This is a genomic window from Thermostichus sp. MS-CIW-25, from assembly GCF_054060015.1.
In genome coordinates, this window is the sequence record NZ_JBSSCS010000001.1 from 93,502 (window position 1) to 111,679 (window position 18,178).

An 18,178-nucleotide genomic window follows, 5' to 3' on the forward strand; every position below is an offset into this window, starting at 1 on the left:
TTGCTAATATGACGAAGCTGCAAACTTGGGTCGGTAGCTCAGCGGTAGAGCACTCGGCTTTTAACCGATTGGCCCAGGGTTCGAATCCCTGCCGACCCATGTCAGTCTTCCCCTTCCAAAATGCGGGGCACCTTGAAGAACATGTCTGCCCGGTCAGGGGCGTTGGCCAGGATCCCTTCGATATCCGGGTAGGGCTCGACTTCATCGGGGCGGGTGGGCAGTTCCATGTCCAGGACGTGAAAGGTGGGCTCTACCCCCTCCGTGTCCAGCTCCTTCAGTTGCTCCACGTAGGCCAAGATGTCTGCTAGCTGCTCTGTGAACTGGATCTCTTCCTCCTCGGTCAGCTCCAGACGAGCCAAGTGAGCAACATGTTGGACTTCTTCCCGTTTCAGCATCCTCTCCTCCGGCTCCCAGATTATCGACTTGACTTAGCCCAGGGTAGCCGAGATCAACCGTTCGCGTTAACGGAACGGAGTCCTTCTGCAGGAAAGCTCAGTACACCTCCAGGTTGGCGCGCCCGGTGGTTTTCAGCCAGTTTTGGGCCTCGATGTAGTTGTTGGGGGCAATGCGAATGGCCCGAATCCAGTACTGGGCAGCCTCGTTGAACAGGGCCTCTGCTGTTTCCTCATCCCCGGCTTGCAGGCTCAGCTCGCCCTTGTGGTGCAGCAATACGGCAATGTTGTTCAGGGCAGAGCAAAGTCTTGGGTTTAACTCCAGAGCTTGGTGGTAGTGGTCGAGGGCTTTGTCAAGCTCGCCGTTGCTCTGGTAGATCAGGCCCATGTTGTAGAGAATGTAGCTGCGGTCTTCTTCCCCTTGCTCCAGGGCGAGGGCTTCTCTGTAGTTTTCTAGGGCCTCGGCGTATTCTCCTTCGCTCTGAGCGGCCATGCCATCCCGGTAGTAGGCAAAGGCTTTCTTTTCCTCGGAACTCACCCCTGGCAGCAGTTTCAGAATTAGATCGGCCATGACGGTGAAGGTCTTGTCAATGAAGTTGTCGTTCTTCATGCTGCGCGGCATGGCTGACCCCTTTTAAGTTTAGGACTAAGGATCTGATACATTTACGCTGAACACTGCTGAACATCACTGTTCAACTATGCAGCGATAGCATTCTGTTTGTTTCCAACCAGAATGGCGGTATCCCGCAAAGCTTTGAGTAGAATACCCAAAGCGCAGTTTCCGTGTCGTCTTACTACCAATTTTCTGCTTTGCTTTGGCTACCATGTTGGCAGACTCGAAAGTAAACAGAAAGATCAACTGGTAGTAATCCGTACTGAACATATTATACATTATTTTCAGTATAGTTGAGCTTATTATTGACTAGAGTCATGCTCTACTCTTGCGTTGTATCACGCTCAAGGCGGGATCCGAAACACAACCCCGTACTGCCCGCCCCACCTCTGGTGAGGTTTTTGCTATGCCTGCGGGAGGGGAACTGCAACGCTGCTGCAACGAGGCTGCGAACGGCTTGGCCAAGGAACTTCCGAGCCTGTTAAGACCGTGTCGAGGAGCGCTTGCTCAGGCGCACAGGATGCCACTGCACAGTTTCGCCGGGGCAAACCTCGAGCTCACAGGCGGTGTCGATCAGCCGCTGTGCCTGCGCTTGAGGGGTGGGATAGCGGGCCAGATCTGCATCCACCAAGTGGGGATGTTCCTGCAACAGCCGCATGAGAAACTCCTGCAATTCCTCAGGGCTGAGAAATTGCTCCGGCAAGCCCGGTATCAGCAGCACATAGTGGTTGGCAGCACGTAACAGTTCGGGTTCTGAGTCTAACATGGTGTGGGGTTGGGCGTCTTTTTTCCATCATGAACCAACGGGTTGCGCCTCTCTTGATATCCTGAAAAAGACTTTCCTTGCTCTTGTCCTCCGTCTTGTTGGCGTTTGAGATTTGCTTTCCCTATGGCCAAGCCGCGCACCCTCTCTGGCATTCAGCCCTCTGGCGAACTGCATTTGGGCAACTACTTGGGGGCGATTAAGAATTGGGTGGCCGAGCAGGAGCACTACGAGAACTTTTTTTGCATCGTCGATCAACACGCCATCACCGTTCCTCAGGATCCTAAGCTGCTGAGGGAGCGAACCCGTTCGCTGTTTGCCCTTTATTTGGCCTGCGGTCTCAGCCTGGAGCATTGCGTGCTATTCGTCCAGTCCCACGTGCCTGCCCATACGGAGCTGGCCTGGCTGTTCAACACCATCACCCCCATGAACTGGGCGGAGCGCATGATCCAATACAAGGAGAAGAAGGAAAAACAGGGGGAGGAGACCAGCGTTGGCTTGTTCAGCTACCCGATTTTGCAGGCGGCGGATATTTTGCTCTACCAACCCAAGTATGTGCCAGTGGGGGAGGATCAGCGGCAGCATATTGAGCTGTGTCGGGACATTGCTCGCCGCTTCAATGACCGTTTTGGAGAGGTGTTTCTGATCCCAGAGGCCCTGATTCGTCCGGAGGGGGCGCGGGTGATGAGCTTAACCGACGGTACGCGGAAGATGTCCAAGTCGGATCCCTCGGATTTCAGCCGTATTCATCTGCTGGATGACCCGGATACCATCCGCAAGAAGATCCAAAAATGCAAGACCGACCCCATTCGGGGCATTACTTTTGACGATCCGGCTCGTCCCGAAGCCCACAATTTGTTGACGATTTACATGCTCACCTCCGGCAAAAGCAAGGAGGCGGTGGCGGCTGAGTGTGCCGAGATGGGGTGGGGGCAGTTCAAGCCCCTCCTTGCCGACAGCATCATCGCTGCCCTGGAGCCCATTCAGCAGCGCTACCGGGAACTGTGGAGCAACCCCGACCACCTGCTCGTTCTGATTCGGGAGAATGCCGCTAAGGCCCGGGCCATCGCCGAGCAAACGCTACAAAGGGTGAGAGAGGCCATGGGGTTCTTACCCCCCTGAGGGATCCCTGCCCAAGCTTTGATCAGTCGGGGTTGCCATCGCGGATCTCGACGGTGCTCAAGGCGCTCACCAGCCAATCCAAACCCAGCTCTGAGAGGATCCCTTTCCAGCCCAGGTGGAGGCGCTCCTGCCATTCTTGCCGGTGGTTAATCAAATACACGCAGACCAGAGTGATGCCCACTCCCAGCCATTGCAGCCGCGTCAGCGATTCCCCCAGAAAGGTGCTGCCAAACAGCAGGGCAAAGATGGGGGTGAGGAAGGTCAGGGAGCTGAACTCGGTGAGGTTTTCCTGAGAGGCGAAATAGAAGAAGAGGGCATAGGCCAAGGCGCTCCCCATCACCGAAGCGTAGAGAAGGCCCAGCCAGTGGGTTCCGCTCAGGTGTTGCCATTGCTGAGTCTCCGTCAGTCCCGACAGCAGGATCAAGGGCAGGCTGCCCAACACCATGTGCCAGCCCGTCGCCAGCACCGGATCTGCCACCTCCGCCACCTTGGGCATCATCACGGTGCCAAATGCCATCGACAGGGAGGCCATCAACATCCAAACGACGCCGGCCCCCAACTGCAGGGATCCCCCACCGGATAGGCCGATGAGGCCAATGCCGAAAACCCCCAGCCCCAGGCTCAGCCAGCCCAGGGATCCCATCCGCTCTCGATAAAACCAGGTGGCCATCAAAGCCACCGCCAGCGGCTGCGAGTCAATGAGCACGGATCCCAGGCCCGCCCCTGTCTCTTTCAGCCCTTGGGCCAAAAATCCCTGAAAACATGTGCCATCCACCAGCGCAAACGCCAACACCCATAGCCAGCCGCGCAGCCCTCTGGGATGCCAGGCGTGAGACGCAGAACCCCGCCCCTGCCAGAGCCGAAAGGCAAGAACCAGGATCCCTGCCGGCAACAACCGCAGAATGGCAATAAAGAGGGGGGTGGTCTCGGAGAGGGCGTCTCGCATCACCACCATCGCCGAGCCCCACAGGAAAAAGGGGGCAATCATCAGGAGGCGTTGCCAGATAGGCTGAGAGAACAGGTCAGACTGAGCCATGGGTGCTTCAAACTTGGAGACGGAAGTTAACCCCATGTTAAGCGCTGGGGCAGCTCAGTTACAAATCTTAACTGTTGATGCATATTATGCCTGGCATGGGATCCCTGGAGGGCTTTCTCAACCTGGACAAACCGGTGGGGCTCACCTCCCACGACTGTGTGGCGGCGGTGCGGCGGGTCTTGCGCACCCGCAAGGTGGGGCATGGGGGTACTCTGGATCCGGCAGCAACGGGGGTTTTGCCCATTGCTGTGGGGCGAGCGACACGCTTTTTGTCGTTTTTGTCGGGGGATAAGGTGTATCAAGCAACCTTCCGATTGGGACAGCGTAGCGACACCGACGATGCTGAAGGGCAGATCCGGTTGGGATCCCCTTGTCCTGGGTTGAGTCGCGAGCAGGTAGAGCAGTGCTTGCGGGAGTTTACCGGCGAGATCTGGCAGGTACCGCCCCTCTACAGCGCCCTTAAGCGCCAGGGGAAAAAGCTCTACCAGTTGGCCCGTGCCGGCGTGGAGGCTGCAGAACTCCAGTTGGAGCCGCGGCGGGTGGTTATTCAGCAACTGCGGGTCCTGGGCTGGCGAGCCGGAGACTTTCCGGAAGTGGATCTAGAAATTGCCTGTGGCCCCGGCACTTATATCCGTGCCCTTGCCCGCGATGTGGGGGAAAAATTGGGCTGTGGAGGGCTGATGAGCCGGCTGCGACGGCTGCAAAGTGGCCCCTTTCGCATCGCAGAAAGCCTGCCCCTGGAGAAATGGCAGGGATCCGCGGATCCCGCTGCCGCCCTGTTGCCCATTGAGTGGGGATTTGCCGATTGGGAGGCAGTAGAACTCTCTTCCGCCAAAGCGGAGCAGTGGCTGCAGGGTCAGGCCATTCCCCTCGACCGGCCCATTATCGGTGCCCCTACTTTGCGGGTGCTGGATGAGGAGGGCAAGTTTTTGGGCTTGGGGTACGGTCAGGCAGGTCAGCTCAAGCCGCTGCGGGTGTTGTCGCCGGATCCCTAGAGTGTTGCAGAAAGGTTACATTTTTGTAACAACATTGGCCATTGTCTCAGAGGGAAGTGGGAAAGAAACCCCCGCATGCTAAACTTCTGAGGGCGAATGGGAGCCTGAAGCGTTGCCGTTGCCGGGCTCTGGTTCAATTCTCCAGGGCTGACCTTTGGATGTTGTCCGGCAAAATCTCTTCTCATTTTTTCATCTCAAGCTACTTTGCAAAGTAAAGTCACAGGAACGGAGTTGGGGATATGCGGGATGCCGTAACCACGCTGATCAAAACCTACGACCTGACGGGCCGCTACTTGGATCGGGAGGCAATGGATGCGCTCAAGGCTTTTTACGACTCTGGGCTGCGGCGCATCAAAGCCGTAAACGTGATCAATCTCAACTCGGTGGATATCGTCAAAACGGCTGCTGCGGCCATGTTCGCCCAGGTGCCGGATCTCATCCGTCCGGGAGGCAACGCCTACACCACCCGCCGCTACGCCACCTGTTTGCGGGATATGGACTACTTCTTGCGCTACGCTTCCTACGCGCTGGTGGCTGCCGATAACAGCATTCTGGATGAGCGGGTGTTGGCGGGCTTGCGGGAGACCTACAACTCCCTCGGCGTGCCCATCGCCCCGACGGTGATTGGCATTCAAAACATGAAAACCCGCACCCTGGAGCTGCTTGGCTCCGGCGAAGACTATAGCTTTGTGGCCGAGCCCTTCGATTACCTGAGCGCCAAGCTGAGCGAAACCGATATCTAAACCGATATCTAAGCGCCTGCTCTTATTCGTCGGCATAGGGGTTTGGCGGCACCGGTATCGGCTCCACCTGCTCGGCAGCGATTACCAACTGAGATTGGCCATCCCGCTGCTCCACAGCCATGCGCCCCTCCAGACGCAGCCAACTGTCGGCAGTTAACTGTTCTGCCTCTGGCCAGCGCACCGGCAAGCCCACGGGGTAAGCATCGGCAGCACAGCAGCTAACCAAAAACCGAGCAATAACAAAGTGGTCGGGTCGCTCGTCAGGAATGACGAACCCCTGCACCCGCACCGGCTGGTCTTCATAGGTGTAGGGATCCGGGTAGACATCCAAGGTGCGCACCCAGTCCAGCAGAGTTCGCTGACGGGGGTCGAGCTTGGGGCGAAAAGCCTGCGGCTGGCTACGAGATACCCCCAGATAGGGAGATACCCCTCGGTTGAGGGCAGTTTGGCTGGAGAGTGGTCGTGGCTCGACCCAAAACCCCAGCAGGGCCGTCAGGATCAACAGTCCTGCGCCCAGCCGCGGCCCCAATAGTGAGGCATGGACTTCAGAAGAGGCAACTTTGGCTCCTCGCCAACGGCCAATCCCCAAGCCCAACAGACACAGCCCGGCCAACAGCGCCACATTCACGTAGCCGGGATTGATCAACATCAGCAGGGTGCCCCGCCAGCGATAGACGATCAGCAGGATCCCTAGCAACATCAGCCCAGCCGCCTCCCAGTAGGCTGTATTGCCCCACCGCAACGGTTTGGACTCCGTCCCGCTGACGCGACCGACAGGCCGAGACATACCCTTGGTTTTCGCGTGCGGTTCCTCTGGATTTTGTTTTTCTCGAACACGACCAGAACTGCTTTTGGGCATGGGTTGCAGCTTTTTCACACCACTCCGAGCCTAAGTTTAGCAATCCTCGCGGAAGTGCCCACTGCCGGCGTTGGGGAATGCCTGTGCTGCCAATTTCCCAGTCACAGGTATCGGGTTGCCCGAATAAGGCAAGGACTCCGTCCCCCTAGCGCGAACAGCAAAACATTTCGTTTGGCTCACGTTCTTTGATTGCCGTCTTTACAGCTTCAGGGATCCCATCATCAATTCAACAAATCCAGCCACAGATAACCTCACATTGATATCCCATTGATAACGGACTTTAGCGTGATGGACAGGGTTGTAGGCGGGTGTATAAAGCCTAGGGAGTTGCTGCAATTTTGGCGGTCTGCTCTACAGTGGGATAGAGACAACCGAGATACCACACACGAATGTTGGCCGAATGTTGGCAAGGATACCCACCTGGCTGCGGGGAGTCAGCTATGCCATCTATGGCTTTCTCTACCTGCCAATTCTGCTGATCGCCGTCTACTCCTTTAACCGAGCCCGCTTTGGCCTGGCGTGGACAGGTTTTACCTTCGATTGGTACCTTTCCCTGTTTCAGAATGCCCTGGTCTGGCAGGCCACGCAAAATACCCTCGTCCTGGCGTTGGTCAGCACGCTGGTCAGCACGCTGCTGGGATCCCTGCTGGGCTATGGGCTGTATCGCTATCGCTTCCCCGGTAAAAAGATCCTGCAGGGGCTGATGCTGTTGCCGGTGATCGTCCCCGATATTGTGATGGCCATCGCGCTGCTGCTGTTCTACCAGTTTGTGCGCTTTTACACGGGCCTCTTTGAGCTGGGCTTGGGGACGATGATCTTGGCCCACATTACGTTTCAGATTGCTTTTGTGGCTATTGTGGTGCGCAGCCGTCTCCAACTTTTGGATCCCGCCCTGGAAGAAGCAGCCTATGACCTCTATGCAAACACCTGGCAAAAGCTACGCTATGTCACCTTGCCCTTGGCCATGCCAGGGATCCAAGCTGCCGCTTTGCTGGCTTTTACCCTTTCGATAGATGATTTTGTCATCTCCTTTTTTACCAGTGGGCCGGAGAGCCTGACCTTGCCAATTTTGATCTACAGCACGGCGCGACGAGGAGTTACCCCGGAAATCAATGCCCTCTCCACCTTGATCATTCTGGTTACCTTGATCTTGGTCGTGGGCTTCCCCCTGCGGAGTGCTCCGCACCGCTGACGCGAACAGCCGCTCCCGCCTGGGATCCCGCTAGCCGTTCTCGACAGTTCCCCCTCTCCCCCTGAGAGAGGTTGGAGATGAGGGCGTGACATACTCCCATCGCTGACCCTACGGGTACAGCGTGGGCTTCTCGCTTCATCGGGGAGCCTACGCAAGAACCCTCCACGAGCAGACACGGAATGCCCTACCGCGTAGTTGCACCAGATTCCGGCAAAAGCCGTTTTGTGCAAGTACTCCCATCATACACCATGTGGGGGTATCTGTATCCCGACACTGACTCTACGAGTACAGTGCGGGGCTTAGCTACCCCCACACCCCGACAAGCTAAGTGTTGAAGTAGCGGGCTGCCGGATGGTAAGCAACGATGGCAGTGGTGGACTGTTCCGGATCCAATTGATCGCTTTCGTCCATGGTGAGGCCAATGCGCTCGGCCTGGAGCAGCTCCAGCAGAACCCGTTGGTCGGCAATGTTGGGGCAGGCGGGATAGCCGAAGCTATAGCGGGATCCCCGATAGCCCTGGTGCAGGATCTTGCGGATGTCGGGGCTATCTTCGTGGCCGAACCCCAGCTCCCGCCGGATGCGGGCATGGCACCATTCCGCCAGGGCTTCCGCCAGGGTCACAGCCAGGCCGTGGAAATACAGGTAGTCGGTGTACTGGCCCTCGGCAAAGAGGCGCTGGGCATAGGCGGTGGCCTCTGGGCCCACCGTAACCGCCTGCATGGGGAAGACATCTACTAGGCCAGTGGAGCGATCGGCAAAGAAGTCAGCGATACAGTAGCGGTGGCCGCTCTTTTGGCGGGGGAAGGTGAAGCGGGCCAGCTCCCGCACCTGGGGAGAAAGCTGGGGCCGCTCGACCGTCGGCAGTTGGAAGTAGGTGGTGGAGTCGGGCTCCAGGGCAAACAGCTCCGGGAAGCTGGCCGGGTCGAAGAGGATCAAAGTGTTCCCCTCTGCCTGGGCCGGGAAATAGCCGTAGACCACTTGGGGGTGCAGCAGATCTTCTGCCAGGATCCGCTCCTTCCAGCGCTCGATCACCGGCTCCACCTGGGTGGCGATAAACTCGGCAAACTCCTCCGCCGACTGGTCGCGGGGCTTGCGAATCTGCCATTGTCCGGCCACCAGGGCCTGCTTGTCGATGTAGAAGAAGACTTCCGGCCAAGGGATCTGATCTGAGGTGAGAACCTGGGATCCCCAGAAAGGCGGGATGGGTCGCTCGGTCTCCAGGGCAACGGCTTCAGAGCGGCGGGTGTCTTGGGACTCGGAGAGGGTGAGGGCGGGAGCAGCTCCCACGGTGGTCTCCGCAGGGGGCAGGCTGGGATCCGTTTCCTCTGGAACCCAAGAAGCCTCTTTCTGGCCATTGGCAGAGGGGGATCCCTGCTCCAAGTCATCCAGAAAACCCAGCCGGTCGTCCCAGCGGCCAGCAGCTTTGGCCTGCATCAGCCGATCCATAAAGTGGAGATCGACGAAGGCGTCGCGGCCATAGATCACCTGGCCTTTGTAGGTCTTGCGGCAGTCTTCTTCCACAAAGCGGCGGGTAAGGGCCGCCCCTCCTAGGATGACCGGCACGGTGATGCCCCGCTCGTTAAACACCTCCAAATTCTCTTTCATAAAGGCCGTGGATTTCACCAACAGGCCGCTCATGGCAATGCAGTCGGCCTTGCTCTTTTCATAGGCTTCGATGATGTTCTCCACCGGCTGCTTGATGCCCAGGTTGATGACTTTGTAGCCGTTGTTGGTGAGGATGATGTCCACCAAGTTTTTGCCGATGTCGTGGACATCCCCCTTGACGGTAGCGATCAAGAAGGTGCCCTTGCACACTCCCCCCTCCACCTTTTCCATGAAGGGCTCCAGGTATTTCACCGCCGCTTTCATGGTTTCTGCCGATTGCAGCACAAAGGGCAGTTGCATCTTGCCGGCACCGAACAGCTCCCCCACCTCTTTCATGCCATCCAGCAAAAAGGTGTTGATGATCTCCAGGGGGGGATAGTTCTGCAGCGCCTCTGCCAAGGTTTCTTCCAGGCCAATCCGCTCGCCGTCGATGATGTGCCGCCGCAGCCGCTCCTCCAGGGGTAAATCTGCAAAAGATCCGCCAGAGCGCAGTTCCTTCCCGGAAACGCCCGCAAACAGCTCCGTCAGCCGCGCCAGAGGATCGTAGGTGCAAATGCCCTCAGCGTTGAACGCTCGCCGATCCCAGATCAAATCCCGACACACCTGCTGCTGCTCTTCGGGGATCTTGTTCAGGGGCAGGATCTTGGCGGCACTGACGATAGCGGCATCCAGGCCGGCCTCGCGGCACTCGTGCAAAAACACCGAGTTCAACACCACGCGGGCTGCCGGCGAGAGCCCAAAGGAGATGTTGGAAATGCCCAAGAGAATGTGGGTCTCCGGGAAAGCCTGGCGGATACGGCGGATCCCTTCCAGGGTGGCTGCTCCGTTGCTACGGTCTTCCTCGATGCCGGTGGAAATGGGCAAGGCCAAAGGGTCAAAGAAAATCTCGTAGGGCGGGATCCCGTACTCAACCGCCTGACGATAGGCGCGCTCGGCAATCTGGAACTTCTTGTCGGCAGTGCGGGCCATGCCCTCTTCGTCGATGGTGCCGATGACCACCCCGGCGCCGTAGGTTTTGGCCAGCTCCAGCACCTTTAGGAAACGTTCTTCCCCATCCTCGTAGTTGGTGGAGTTGAGCAGACATTTGCCTCCCGCCACCTTGAGGCCCGCCTCCATCTTTTGCCAATCGGTAGAATCCAGCATCAGGGGAATTGGGATTTGGGTAACCAGCCGCGAGACCAGCTCCCGCATATCCCGCACGCCATCCCGGCCCACGTAGTCCACATTCACGTCCAGGATGTGGGATCCCTCCCGCACCTGCTCCCGCGCTAGGGCCACCAGGCCGTCCCAGTCTTCGGCGTTGAGCAGCTCCCGCATCTTTTTGGAGCCGCTGGCGTTGAGGCGCTCGCCGATGATTAAAAACGAGTTGTCCTGCAGGTAGGGCTGAGGGGCATAAATCGAGGCAGCAGCCTGGATCCGTTCGATGCTACGACGTTTGGGCCGCAACCCCTGCACGGCTTCCACCAAGGCGGCGATGTGCTCCGGACGGGTGCCACAGCAGCCTCCCACCACTGCCACCCCCAGATCCCGCACAAAGTGCTCCAGGTGGAAGCGCAACTGCTCCGGGGTGAGCTTGTAGTGGGCTTTGCCGCCGATGTTTTCCGGCAGGCCAGCGTTGGGGATGCAGGAGATGGGGAAAGGAGAATGGCGGGACAGATAGCGGATGTGTTCGACCATCTTGTCTGGGCCAGTGGCACAGTTGAGGCCCAGCACATCGATGGGATAGGGCTCCAGGATGGCCAGGGCCGCCCCGATCTCCGTGCCCACCAGCATTGTCCCCTGCACCTCAAAGGTCAGGGACACCACCACCGGCAGGCGGATCCCTCGCTGGGCAAACTCCTGCTGCACGGCCACCAGGGCCGCCTTGGTCTGCAAAATGTCCTGGCAGGTCTCGATGATGAGCAGATCCACCCCGCCGTCGATCAACCCCCGCACCTGCTCGGCAAAGCTGGAGCGCATGTCGTCAAAGCTGATGTGCCCCAGGGTGGGCAGCTTGGTGGTGGGGCCGATGGAGCCGGCCACGAAACGGGGCTTTTCCGGCGTCGAAAACTCGGCTGCTACCCGCTTGGCCAAACGGGCTGCTGCCACGTTCAGCTCGTAGGCTTTTTCCGGGATCCCGTACTCGGCCAAGACGATGGAGGTGGCCCCAAAGGTATTGGTCTCAACAACGTCGGCCCCCACTTCCAGAAAGCCGCGGTGTACCCGCTCCACCGCCTCCGGCTTGGTCAGCACCAGCATCTCGTTGCAACCCTCCAGCTCCGGCCCACCAAAATCCGCTGCCGTCAGGTTCTGGGCCTGGAGGGAGGATCCCATCGCCCCATCGAAGACAATTACACGTTCCTGGAGACAGTGCAGGAAGGGATGGGTCATAGAAGTCAAAGACAGGCAGGGTGTCATCGACCTAGAGTCTGATTTAAGTTAGCATCGAGCCATTTGCCCGGACTAGACCGAGGGGCCAGGGATCCCATCTTGGCCATTGTTGAGGTGAATTTAACATTTTCTTTGCCTGCCCCGTTGCTGTTTCCCCCAGGTCGGGCTAATTTAGGGAAGACGTTTTGGTGTGAACGGCTACAGTTGCTCGCAAAGGCTCCCCCCAGAGTCGTTTGCTGCCTGCTGTAGAGCGATCTTCTCCTCGCAGGTTGGAGTGGTTGAGGTGCTGAATGTTCCGTCCCCTTGGTAAAGTGCCTCGCACTCCGTCGCAGGATCGACGAAGAGAAAGATCCACCTTTCGCCACCTCGAGAGGCCCCGTCCATCAAGACGAGTCTTGCGCCAGTTCAGTTGAGCTCCATGAGCGATATCTGCTTCCAGATTGACCCGAGCAATCGGTTATTCAGAAGCGGGCAGGCTGGCCTAGGGCAAGTCAGGCTTTGGCTTGCGGATATCGGCTCCCTCACTCTGGCGTTGTGGGATGCAGCAGAGCTGCAACTTGCTCCTCTCCCTTTGGCGTCTAAGCTCCCTTAGTCACCTTCATTTGTCTGTGATTAGGATCACGAGGAACTCAGCATGGCTCAAGCAAAGGAATTGGTGAAATCGGGTAAAACAGCTCTTCTCGAACCGGATCTGGAAAATCCACCTTCCAGCGCCCTGGAGTTGGACACCGAGACAGATACCCTCGAGAGCGAACTGGATACCGGTGACACTGATGCTTTTGATGAGGATGACGACGACGAAGAGGCAGCAGAGGAGGATGGAGAGGCTGCCGCCGCCGGTGCCAAAGGTCGCTCAAAGCGCAAAGCTGCCAGTAAGAAAAAGCCCTACACCGATGACTCTATCCGGGTCTACTTACAGGAAATTGGGCGTATTCGGCTGCTGCGGGCCGATGAAGAAATTGAGTTGGCCCGAAAAATTGCCGATCTGCTGGAGCTAGAGCGCGCTCGCGAGGCCGTTTTTCAGCGCATGGGCCTCTGGTCAGACCCAGAAGAAGTGCCGGACACCCTCTGGGCAGAGGAGGTCAAGATGTCCTTGCCGGAGTTTCGGCGGCGGTTGCATCGGGGGCGGCGGGCCAAAGAAAAGATGGTGCAATCCAACCTGCGTTTGGTGGTGTCCATCGCCAAAAAGTACATGAACCGGGGCCTGTCTTTTCAAGATCTGATTCAGGAGGGATCCCTGGGCCTGATCCGGGCAGCCGAGAAATTCGACCACGAGAAGGGCTACAAGTTCTCCACCTACGCCACCTGGTGGATTCGACAGGCCATCACCCGTGCCATTGCCGACCAATCCCGCACCATTCGCCTGCCCGTCCACCTCTACGAGACGATCTCCCGCATCAAAAAGGTGACCAAGTTGCTTTCTCAGGAATTGGGCCGTAAGCCCACCGAAGAGGAGATCGCCACCCGCATGGAGATCACCATCGAGAAGTTGCGCTTTATCGCCAAGTCGGCCCAGCTCCCCATCTCTTTGGAAACCCCCATCGGCAAGGAAGAGGATTCTCGGCTGGGAGACTTTATCGAGTCAGAGGGGGAGACGCCGGAGGATCGGGTGGCCAAAGTCTTGCTCAGAGAAGATCTGGAAAGCGTTTTGGAAACCCTCACCGCCCGCGAACGGGATGTGTTGAAGTTGCGCTACGGCTTGGATGATGGCCGCATGAAAACTCTGGAGGAAATCGGCCAGATCTTTAATGTCACCCGCGAGCGGATCCGGCAGATCGAGGCCAAAGCCCTGCGCAAGCTGCGCCACCCCAACCGCAACAGCGTGTTGAAGGAATACATCCGGTGACTCTGGGGCCCATTCCTTCTAGCTCTCAGGGAGAGCCGGGGCAAGGGATCCAAGAGAGTTCCCGGCCCCCTAAGGCAGACTGAGTTGGAACTGCCAACCCGCGCGATGGAGGATCTTCAGCATGAACTCGAACCAGACTCCGCGGATCCCAGTCTTTCTGAAAAAGCAGCCCTCTTTCTGGTGTTGGCCGCGGTGGGCGCCATCGGAGCTTTGGTGGCCAAGCTCACCATTGTCAAGCTCACCATTGTGGTGGGGCGCACCGTTCGCAAGGATTCCTATTTTCTCTCCCAGAGGGCTGGATTGGCGGATCCCTTTACACAGACTCAAGGACTGAGCGATTGCGGCGCTTCTGGGCAGCCTTGACTTTCTACACGGCCCTGCCTCTGGGGTGGGTCGGAGACTTGCCGTTTGAGGGCATTGCCGCCTGGCTGCCGGGGGTAGGTGTGTTGCTGGGCGGGATCCTCTCCTTGGCCGGGATCCTGCTGCAGGTTTTCCCCAATCCGGTGCGGGCCGCTTTGCTCTTGGCCCTATGGGTTCTCTTGACCGGTGGGCTGCACCTGGACGGGGTGGCCGATACTGCCGATGGCTTGGCGATCAATGTCCACAAGAATCCTTACAAAGGGGATCCGGAACGTTCAACTGAGGATGGGCAAAAATCTGACTTGCAGGGATCCCGTCGCCGCCTGCAGGTGATGAGCGACAGCCACACTGGGGCCTATGGGGTGCTGGCCTTGGTGCTGGTGCTGCTGCTGAAATTTGCTGCCCTGAGTAGCCTTCAACCTTGGCCCCTCTTGCTGCTGGTGCCTGCTTGGGGGCGTTGGGGCCAGTTGCTCGCCATTGCCCTGTACCCCTACCTGCGCGAGCAGGGATCCGCCCGCTTCCTCAAGGACTCCACCTCCTTGCCGGGATCCCTGTGGCCGGGCACTCTGCTTGTGCTGGCCATCACCGGGGGGTTGGGCTGGGCTGGGATCTTGGCTTGGCCCCCTTTGCTGCTCTGGACGCTGGGATCCGCTCTGGGGGCTTGGGCCGTGGGCTATTGGATCTACCGCCAGTTGGGAGGGCACACGGGGGACACCTACGGGGCTACGGTGGAATGGTCAGAAGCGATAGCATTGCTGTGGGGATCCCTTATTGGGCCATCATGAATCTGATACATTTACGCTGAACACTGCTGAACATCACTGTTCAACTATGCAGCGATAGCATTCTGTTTGTTTCCAACCAGAATGGCGGTATCCCGCAAAGCTTTGAGTAGAATACCCAAAGCGCAGTTTCCGTGTCGTCTTACTACCAATTTTCTGCTTTGCTTTGGCTACCATGTTGGCAGACTCGAAAGTAAACAGAAAGATCAACTGGTAGTAATCCGTACTGAACATATTATACATTATTTTCAGTATAGTTGAGCTTATTATTGACTAGAGTCATGCTCCTGACCGTCCTGAAGACTTCCTTCCAGATTACCCTGGCTCCCCTGTCCATCGACCGTGTCCACCAAGAGGCCTACCATCCGGGCAATGGGGCCGTGGTGGTGATGAGCGGCACTGTTCGAGACAACACCAATGGCCGCCCTGTCGATTACCTGGAATACCAAGCCTACGAGCCCATGGCCCTGAAGGTCTTCGCCGATATTGCCCGACAAATTCAGCAGCGCTGGCCAGATGCCAACAGTGTGGTCATCCACCACCGCATCGGCAAGCTGCGCATTGGCGAGATCAGCGTCTTGGTGGCGGTGGGCACCCCTCATCGGGCCGAAGGGTTTGCTGCCTGCCAATTTGCCATCGACACCCTCAAGCACAACGCCCCCATCTGGAAAAAAGAATACTGGCGAGATGGCACCAGCGCCTGGGTGAGCCTTGGCGCTTGCGAGCTCTCTTCGGCATAGATCCCCCTACACCATACCCACTTGCTCAGCCAAACCCAATTGCTGGCGGGCTGTTTGGCAATCTTGCTGAATTTGCTGAATCAAATCTGCCACCGTGGGAAATCTCCGCTCTGGGCGGATAAAGCCCCGTAGCGCCACCCGCACCTCTTGCCCGTAGAGATCTCCTGTCCAATCCAATAGATGCACCTCGACGGTGTGCTGTAAACCGGCAAAGGTGGGCCGATGGCCAATGTTCATCACCCCAGGCAGAGCTGCCGCAGCAGCAGGCACATCCACCCAAACGCTGTACACCCCATCGCGGGGCAAAAACTTCTCCGGAGGCAAGCGGAGGTTGGCGGTGGGAAAGCCCAGTTGTCGGCCCCGCTGATCCCCTTGCACCACTTCTCCCGTTAGCCGGTAAGGACGACCCAAGAGCGCTTCGGCGGTGGACACCTCCCCAGTCGCCAAGGCAGCTCGAATGCGAGAGCTGCTCACCCGTTCCCCGTTCAGTTTCGCCTCCGGGATCACCTCCACCGGAATGCAGCGCTCGGATCCCCAAGCCTGGAGCGTTTGGGCGTTGCCGGAGCGACGGTGACCAAAGCAAAAATCCCAACCGACGCTGAGATGGCGAACGCGCAGGCCCTGTTCAAGTACCGTTCGGATAAACTCTTGGGGGGGCTGGCAGGCAAATGCAGGGGTGAAGGGGAGCAGTACCACCTGCTCAAAGCCCATTTGCGCCAACAGAGCCAGCTTTTCGGCAGGGGGAGTGAGCAACAGCTGAGGCCGCCTCGTCAAGACTTCCTGGGGATGGGGATGAAAGGTGAGGACAGTGCGCACCCCCTGAAGAGAATCTCGAATCGGCTGCAGCACCTTCTGATGGCCCAGATGCAAGCCATCGAAGTTCCCGATGGCCACAGCGGTGGGTCGCAAGGTTTGAGCCAGATCAGAAGTGATGTGCACTGTCCGGGATCCTAAAAACAGCCAACCAACTGCCTACCCCAGAGGCCACAGCAGGGCCACCAACCCACTCAAGCCCACTACGCCCCACAAGCTCCGTCGCAGGCGCTGCAACACAGGATCAATCTGATACCTGACAATCAGCCGATGCTGAGCCAGCTCCTCTTCTGACTTGGCATACATCGCCCCATCGTACCAGCCACTTTCTTCATAGGGAATCTGGGCTTGTACCAAGCGCCGCCGCACATAAGCCCATCCCAGGTAGAGATGGAGCAACACCAGGCCGAGCAAGACATTGGCCCCCAGCACCGACCCAGAGACAAAGTGGCCCCAATCTCCGGCAAAGCTGCTCCAAACCAGCGGGGAAACCGCCAGCACAACAGCTCCCCAAACCCCAAAGATTCGTTTTAAGTAAGGGATCCACCCCAAAGCAGGCCAGGAAAAAGGAAAGGCTTCCCTCAGCTCTGCATATTGCCGGAGCGGCTGTTGCTCAGCGGGAATGGGATGGGAGGGATCCAGCATAGACCTTAACGTATCTACACAAAATGATACCGGTCGGGTCGGCCCCCCGCCAAGCCCATCCTCAGACCTCCATCTCCCAGCAGAGGCGGCTCAGAAATCGAGCCCGGATACCCCCCATCAACCGAAGGCAAGCGGGGTATCGTATTTATTGAAGTGTGGTCGCGTCTACAACTTATCCCATCATGAGCGTCACAGGCGAATCTGCCGCCACCGCCGCACCCTATGTAGTCTTAAAAGAGCCGGATGGCAGCCAAAGAAAACACGTTCTCTCGGGAGCGACCGCTTGGACCCTAGGCCGTGATGAGGACAACGCCATCGTCTTGAGCGATCCCAGCGTTTCCCGCCAACATGCCCTGCTGCAATACCTCGACAACAACAGCATCTATCTCATCGATCTGGGCAGCCGCAACGGCTCGTTTGTCAACAATCGCCGCGTCAGCATTCCCACCCTGCTGCAGGATGGGGATCACCTCATCCTTGGACAATCCCAGCTGGAGTTCCACAGCGGATCCCTGGCCAGCTCAGAACCCAGCCCCGCGGCCAAACCTTCGGACACCCTGGTTTTACAAACCCGCTGGCTGATCTCGGTGGCGGTGGTCGATGTGCGAGGGTACGGACAACTGACTCAACAACTGGACGAGCGCCTGCTTTCCCAGGTGATGGGAGATTGGTTCCGGCGGGGGGGGGATATCATTCAGCAGTACGGGGGCACTGTCGATAAATACATTGGCGATGCGATTATGGCCGTTTGGTTCCATGTGCCCCAAGCCAACACTGCTTCTCTGGGCACGGAAGTGCCGGGAATTCACCTCGATGTGAAGTCGGTTTTGCAGGCCATAGCGAAGCTGTTTCAAATGACCGAGCAGCTGAACGGTGAGTTTCCGCTGCCTTCTCCCATTCGTCTGGGGGCAGGGGTCAACACAGGCTCGGCGATCGTGCGCCAGGTGGGCAACAACACCCGCCAAGAATATACGGCTCTGGGAGATACGGTGAATTTGGCCTTTCGCATCGAGAGCGCTACCCGCACCCTCAACGCCGACCTGGCGATCAGCCAGGACACCTATACCTGCTTGGCCAAACAGCTGGGGCAGGCAGCCGCCTGCTTCTCCCATCAGGCTGTGGAGCTGAAGGGGTATGCCCACCGCCATCAGGTGTACTACTGCGATGTGCGGTCTTTGCAAGCCGTTCTCAGCCCCTAGACTTGGATCCGACTACCCGGAGATGTCTTGCCGCTGTCTGCTGTCTGACAGAGCAAGGTGGGGGATCCCGCTGTTCTTTTAGAACCTCCTGCTGCTCCTTGAG

General features: G+C 58.2%; 17 protein-coding genes, 1 tRNA gene and 2 pseudogenes. 10 read left to right on the top strand and 10 right to left on the bottom strand.

Annotation, left to right across the window (positions count from 1 at the left end):
- Positions 1-27: 27 nt before the first annotated feature.
- Positions 28-99 (top strand) — tRNA-Lys (locus ACVWZ1_RS00440).
- Positions 100-101: 2 nt separating this feature from the next.
- Here the strand turns inward: ACVWZ1_RS00440 and gatC are convergent.
- The 4 genes and pseudogenes from gatC to ACVWZ1_RS00460 all read right to left on the bottom strand — a co-directional run bounded on the left by gatC (position 102) and on the right by ACVWZ1_RS00460 (position 1,771).
- On the bottom strand, positions 102-395 hold the full coding sequence (gene gatC / locus ACVWZ1_RS00445; protein ID WP_414350806.1) for an Asp-tRNA(Asn)/Glu-tRNA(Gln) amidotransferase subunit GatC: 294 nt from the start codon (positions 393-395) through the stop codon (positions 102-104).
- A 97-nt stretch (positions 396-492) separates the two neighbouring features.
- The gene (locus ACVWZ1_RS00450) at positions 493-1,014 is read right to left on the bottom strand and encodes a photosystem I assembly protein Ycf3 (RefSeq protein ID WP_414350803.1); all 522 of its coding nucleotides are present in this window, start codon (positions 1,012-1,014) and stop codon (positions 493-495) included.
- Positions 1,015-1,088: 74 nt separating this feature from the next.
- Positions 1,089-1,272, bottom strand: a pseudogene (locus ACVWZ1_RS00455) (hypothetical protein); the annotation flags it as partial.
- A 214-nt stretch (positions 1,273-1,486) separates the two neighbouring features.
- Entirely contained in the window at positions 1,487-1,771 is a 285-nt protein-coding gene (locus tag ACVWZ1_RS00460) for a chlororespiratory reduction protein 7 (RefSeq protein WP_414408547.1), read from the bottom strand.
- A gap of 123 nt (positions 1,772-1,894) precedes the next feature.
- On the opposite strand from ACVWZ1_RS00460, the gene trpS reads away from it, so the two are divergent.
- Positions 1,895-2,890 carry a tryptophan--tRNA ligase gene (gene trpS, locus ACVWZ1_RS00465; protein ID WP_414355741.1) on the top strand — a complete coding sequence of 332 codons (996 nt, stop codon included), beginning with the start codon at positions 1,895-1,897 and terminating at the stop codon, positions 2,888-2,890.
- Positions 2,891-2,912: 22 nt separating this feature from the next.
- Here trpS and ACVWZ1_RS00470 read toward each other — a convergent pair whose 3' ends face one another.
- Positions 2,913-3,926, bottom strand: coding sequence for a DMT family transporter (locus ACVWZ1_RS00470; RefSeq protein ID WP_457502256.1), 1,014 nt, complete (start codon positions 3,924-3,926; stop codon positions 2,913-2,915).
- A 77-nt stretch (positions 3,927-4,003) separates the two neighbouring features.
- On the opposite strand from ACVWZ1_RS00470, the gene truB reads away from it, so the two are divergent.
- A complete protein-coding gene (gene truB, locus ACVWZ1_RS00475) occupies positions 4,004-4,921 on the top strand; it encodes a tRNA pseudouridine(55) synthase TruB (protein WP_457502257.1) in 918 nt (305 codons plus the stop codon).
- A 239-nt stretch (positions 4,922-5,160) separates the two neighbouring features.
- Positions 5,161-5,664 (top strand): allophycocyanin subunit beta, encoded by a 504-nt coding sequence (gene apcB, locus ACVWZ1_RS00480; RefSeq protein WP_011433791.1) that lies wholly within the window; start codon positions 5,161-5,163, stop codon positions 5,662-5,664.
- A gap of 22 nt (positions 5,665-5,686) precedes the next feature.
- On the opposite strand, the gene ACVWZ1_RS00485 is transcribed toward apcB, so the two are convergent.
- A complete protein-coding gene (locus tag ACVWZ1_RS00485) occupies positions 5,687-6,451 on the bottom strand; it encodes a TIGR03943 family putative permease subunit (RefSeq protein WP_457403762.1) in 765 nt (254 codons plus the stop codon).
- Between the two features lie 472 nt (positions 6,452-6,923).
- Between ACVWZ1_RS00485 and ACVWZ1_RS00490 the strand changes: the two genes are divergently transcribed.
- Positions 6,924-7,715: an ABC transporter permease gene (locus ACVWZ1_RS00490; protein ID WP_011433789.1), complete on the top strand. Its 792-nt coding sequence runs from the start codon at positions 6,924-6,926 to the stop codon at positions 7,713-7,715.
- A 324-nt stretch (positions 7,716-8,039) separates the two neighbouring features.
- Here ACVWZ1_RS00490 and metH read toward each other — a convergent pair whose 3' ends face one another.
- A complete protein-coding gene (metH, locus tag ACVWZ1_RS00495; protein ID WP_457465682.1) occupies positions 8,040-11,690 on the bottom strand; it encodes a methionine synthase in 3,651 nt (1,216 codons plus the stop codon).
- A gap of 634 nt (positions 11,691-12,324) precedes the next feature.
- Between metH and rpoD the strand changes: the two genes are divergently transcribed.
- The 3 genes from rpoD (at position 12,325) to ACVWZ1_RS00510 (ending at position 14,681) form a co-directional block, all read left to right on the top strand.
- Entirely contained in the window at positions 12,325-13,536 is a 1,212-nt protein-coding gene (gene rpoD, locus ACVWZ1_RS00500) for an RNA polymerase sigma factor RpoD (RefSeq protein ID WP_457465683.1), read from the top strand.
- A gap of 84 nt (positions 13,537-13,620) precedes the next feature.
- Positions 13,621-13,899, top strand: coding sequence for a hypothetical protein (locus ACVWZ1_RS00505; RefSeq protein WP_011433785.1), 279 nt, complete (start codon positions 13,621-13,623; stop codon positions 13,897-13,899).
- Positions 13,896-14,681, top strand: coding sequence for an adenosylcobinamide-GDP ribazoletransferase (locus tag ACVWZ1_RS00510; protein WP_457465685.1), 786 nt, complete (start codon positions 13,896-13,898; stop codon positions 14,679-14,681). Before ACVWZ1_RS00505 ends, ACVWZ1_RS00510 begins: the two co-directional genes overlap by 4 nt.
- A 44-nt stretch (positions 14,682-14,725) precedes the next feature.
- Here the strand turns inward: ACVWZ1_RS00510 and ACVWZ1_RS00515 are convergent.
- Positions 14,726-14,909: pseudogene (locus ACVWZ1_RS00515) on the bottom strand (hypothetical protein); the annotation flags it as partial.
- Positions 14,910-14,959: 50 nt separating this feature from the next.
- On the opposite strand from ACVWZ1_RS00515, the gene ACVWZ1_RS00520 reads away from it, so the two are divergent.
- Positions 14,960-15,418, top strand: coding sequence for a molybdenum cofactor biosynthesis protein MoaE (locus tag ACVWZ1_RS00520; RefSeq protein ID WP_041436693.1), 459 nt, complete (start codon positions 14,960-14,962; stop codon positions 15,416-15,418).
- Positions 15,419-15,424: 6 nt separating this feature from the next.
- On the opposite strand, the gene ACVWZ1_RS00525 is transcribed toward ACVWZ1_RS00520, so the two are convergent.
- Both ACVWZ1_RS00525 and ACVWZ1_RS00530 read right to left on the bottom strand, forming a co-directional pair.
- Positions 15,425-16,357 carry a bifunctional riboflavin kinase/FAD synthetase gene (locus ACVWZ1_RS00525; RefSeq protein WP_457502258.1) on the bottom strand — a complete coding sequence of 311 codons (933 nt, stop codon included), beginning with the start codon at positions 16,355-16,357 and terminating at the stop codon, positions 15,425-15,427.
- A 33-nt stretch (positions 16,358-16,390) separates the two neighbouring features.
- Positions 16,391-16,876, bottom strand: a complete 486-nt coding sequence (locus tag ACVWZ1_RS00530; protein WP_011433781.1) for a CGLD27 family protein — start codon at positions 16,874-16,876, stop codon at positions 16,391-16,393.
- A 182-nt stretch (positions 16,877-17,058) separates the two neighbouring features.
- Between ACVWZ1_RS00530 and ACVWZ1_RS00535 the strand changes: the two genes are divergently transcribed.
- On the top strand, positions 17,059-18,075 hold the full coding sequence (locus ACVWZ1_RS00535) for an FHA domain-containing protein (RefSeq protein ID WP_457465687.1): 1,017 nt from the start codon (positions 17,059-17,061) through the stop codon (positions 18,073-18,075).
- Positions 18,076-18,178 lie beyond the last annotated feature (103 nt).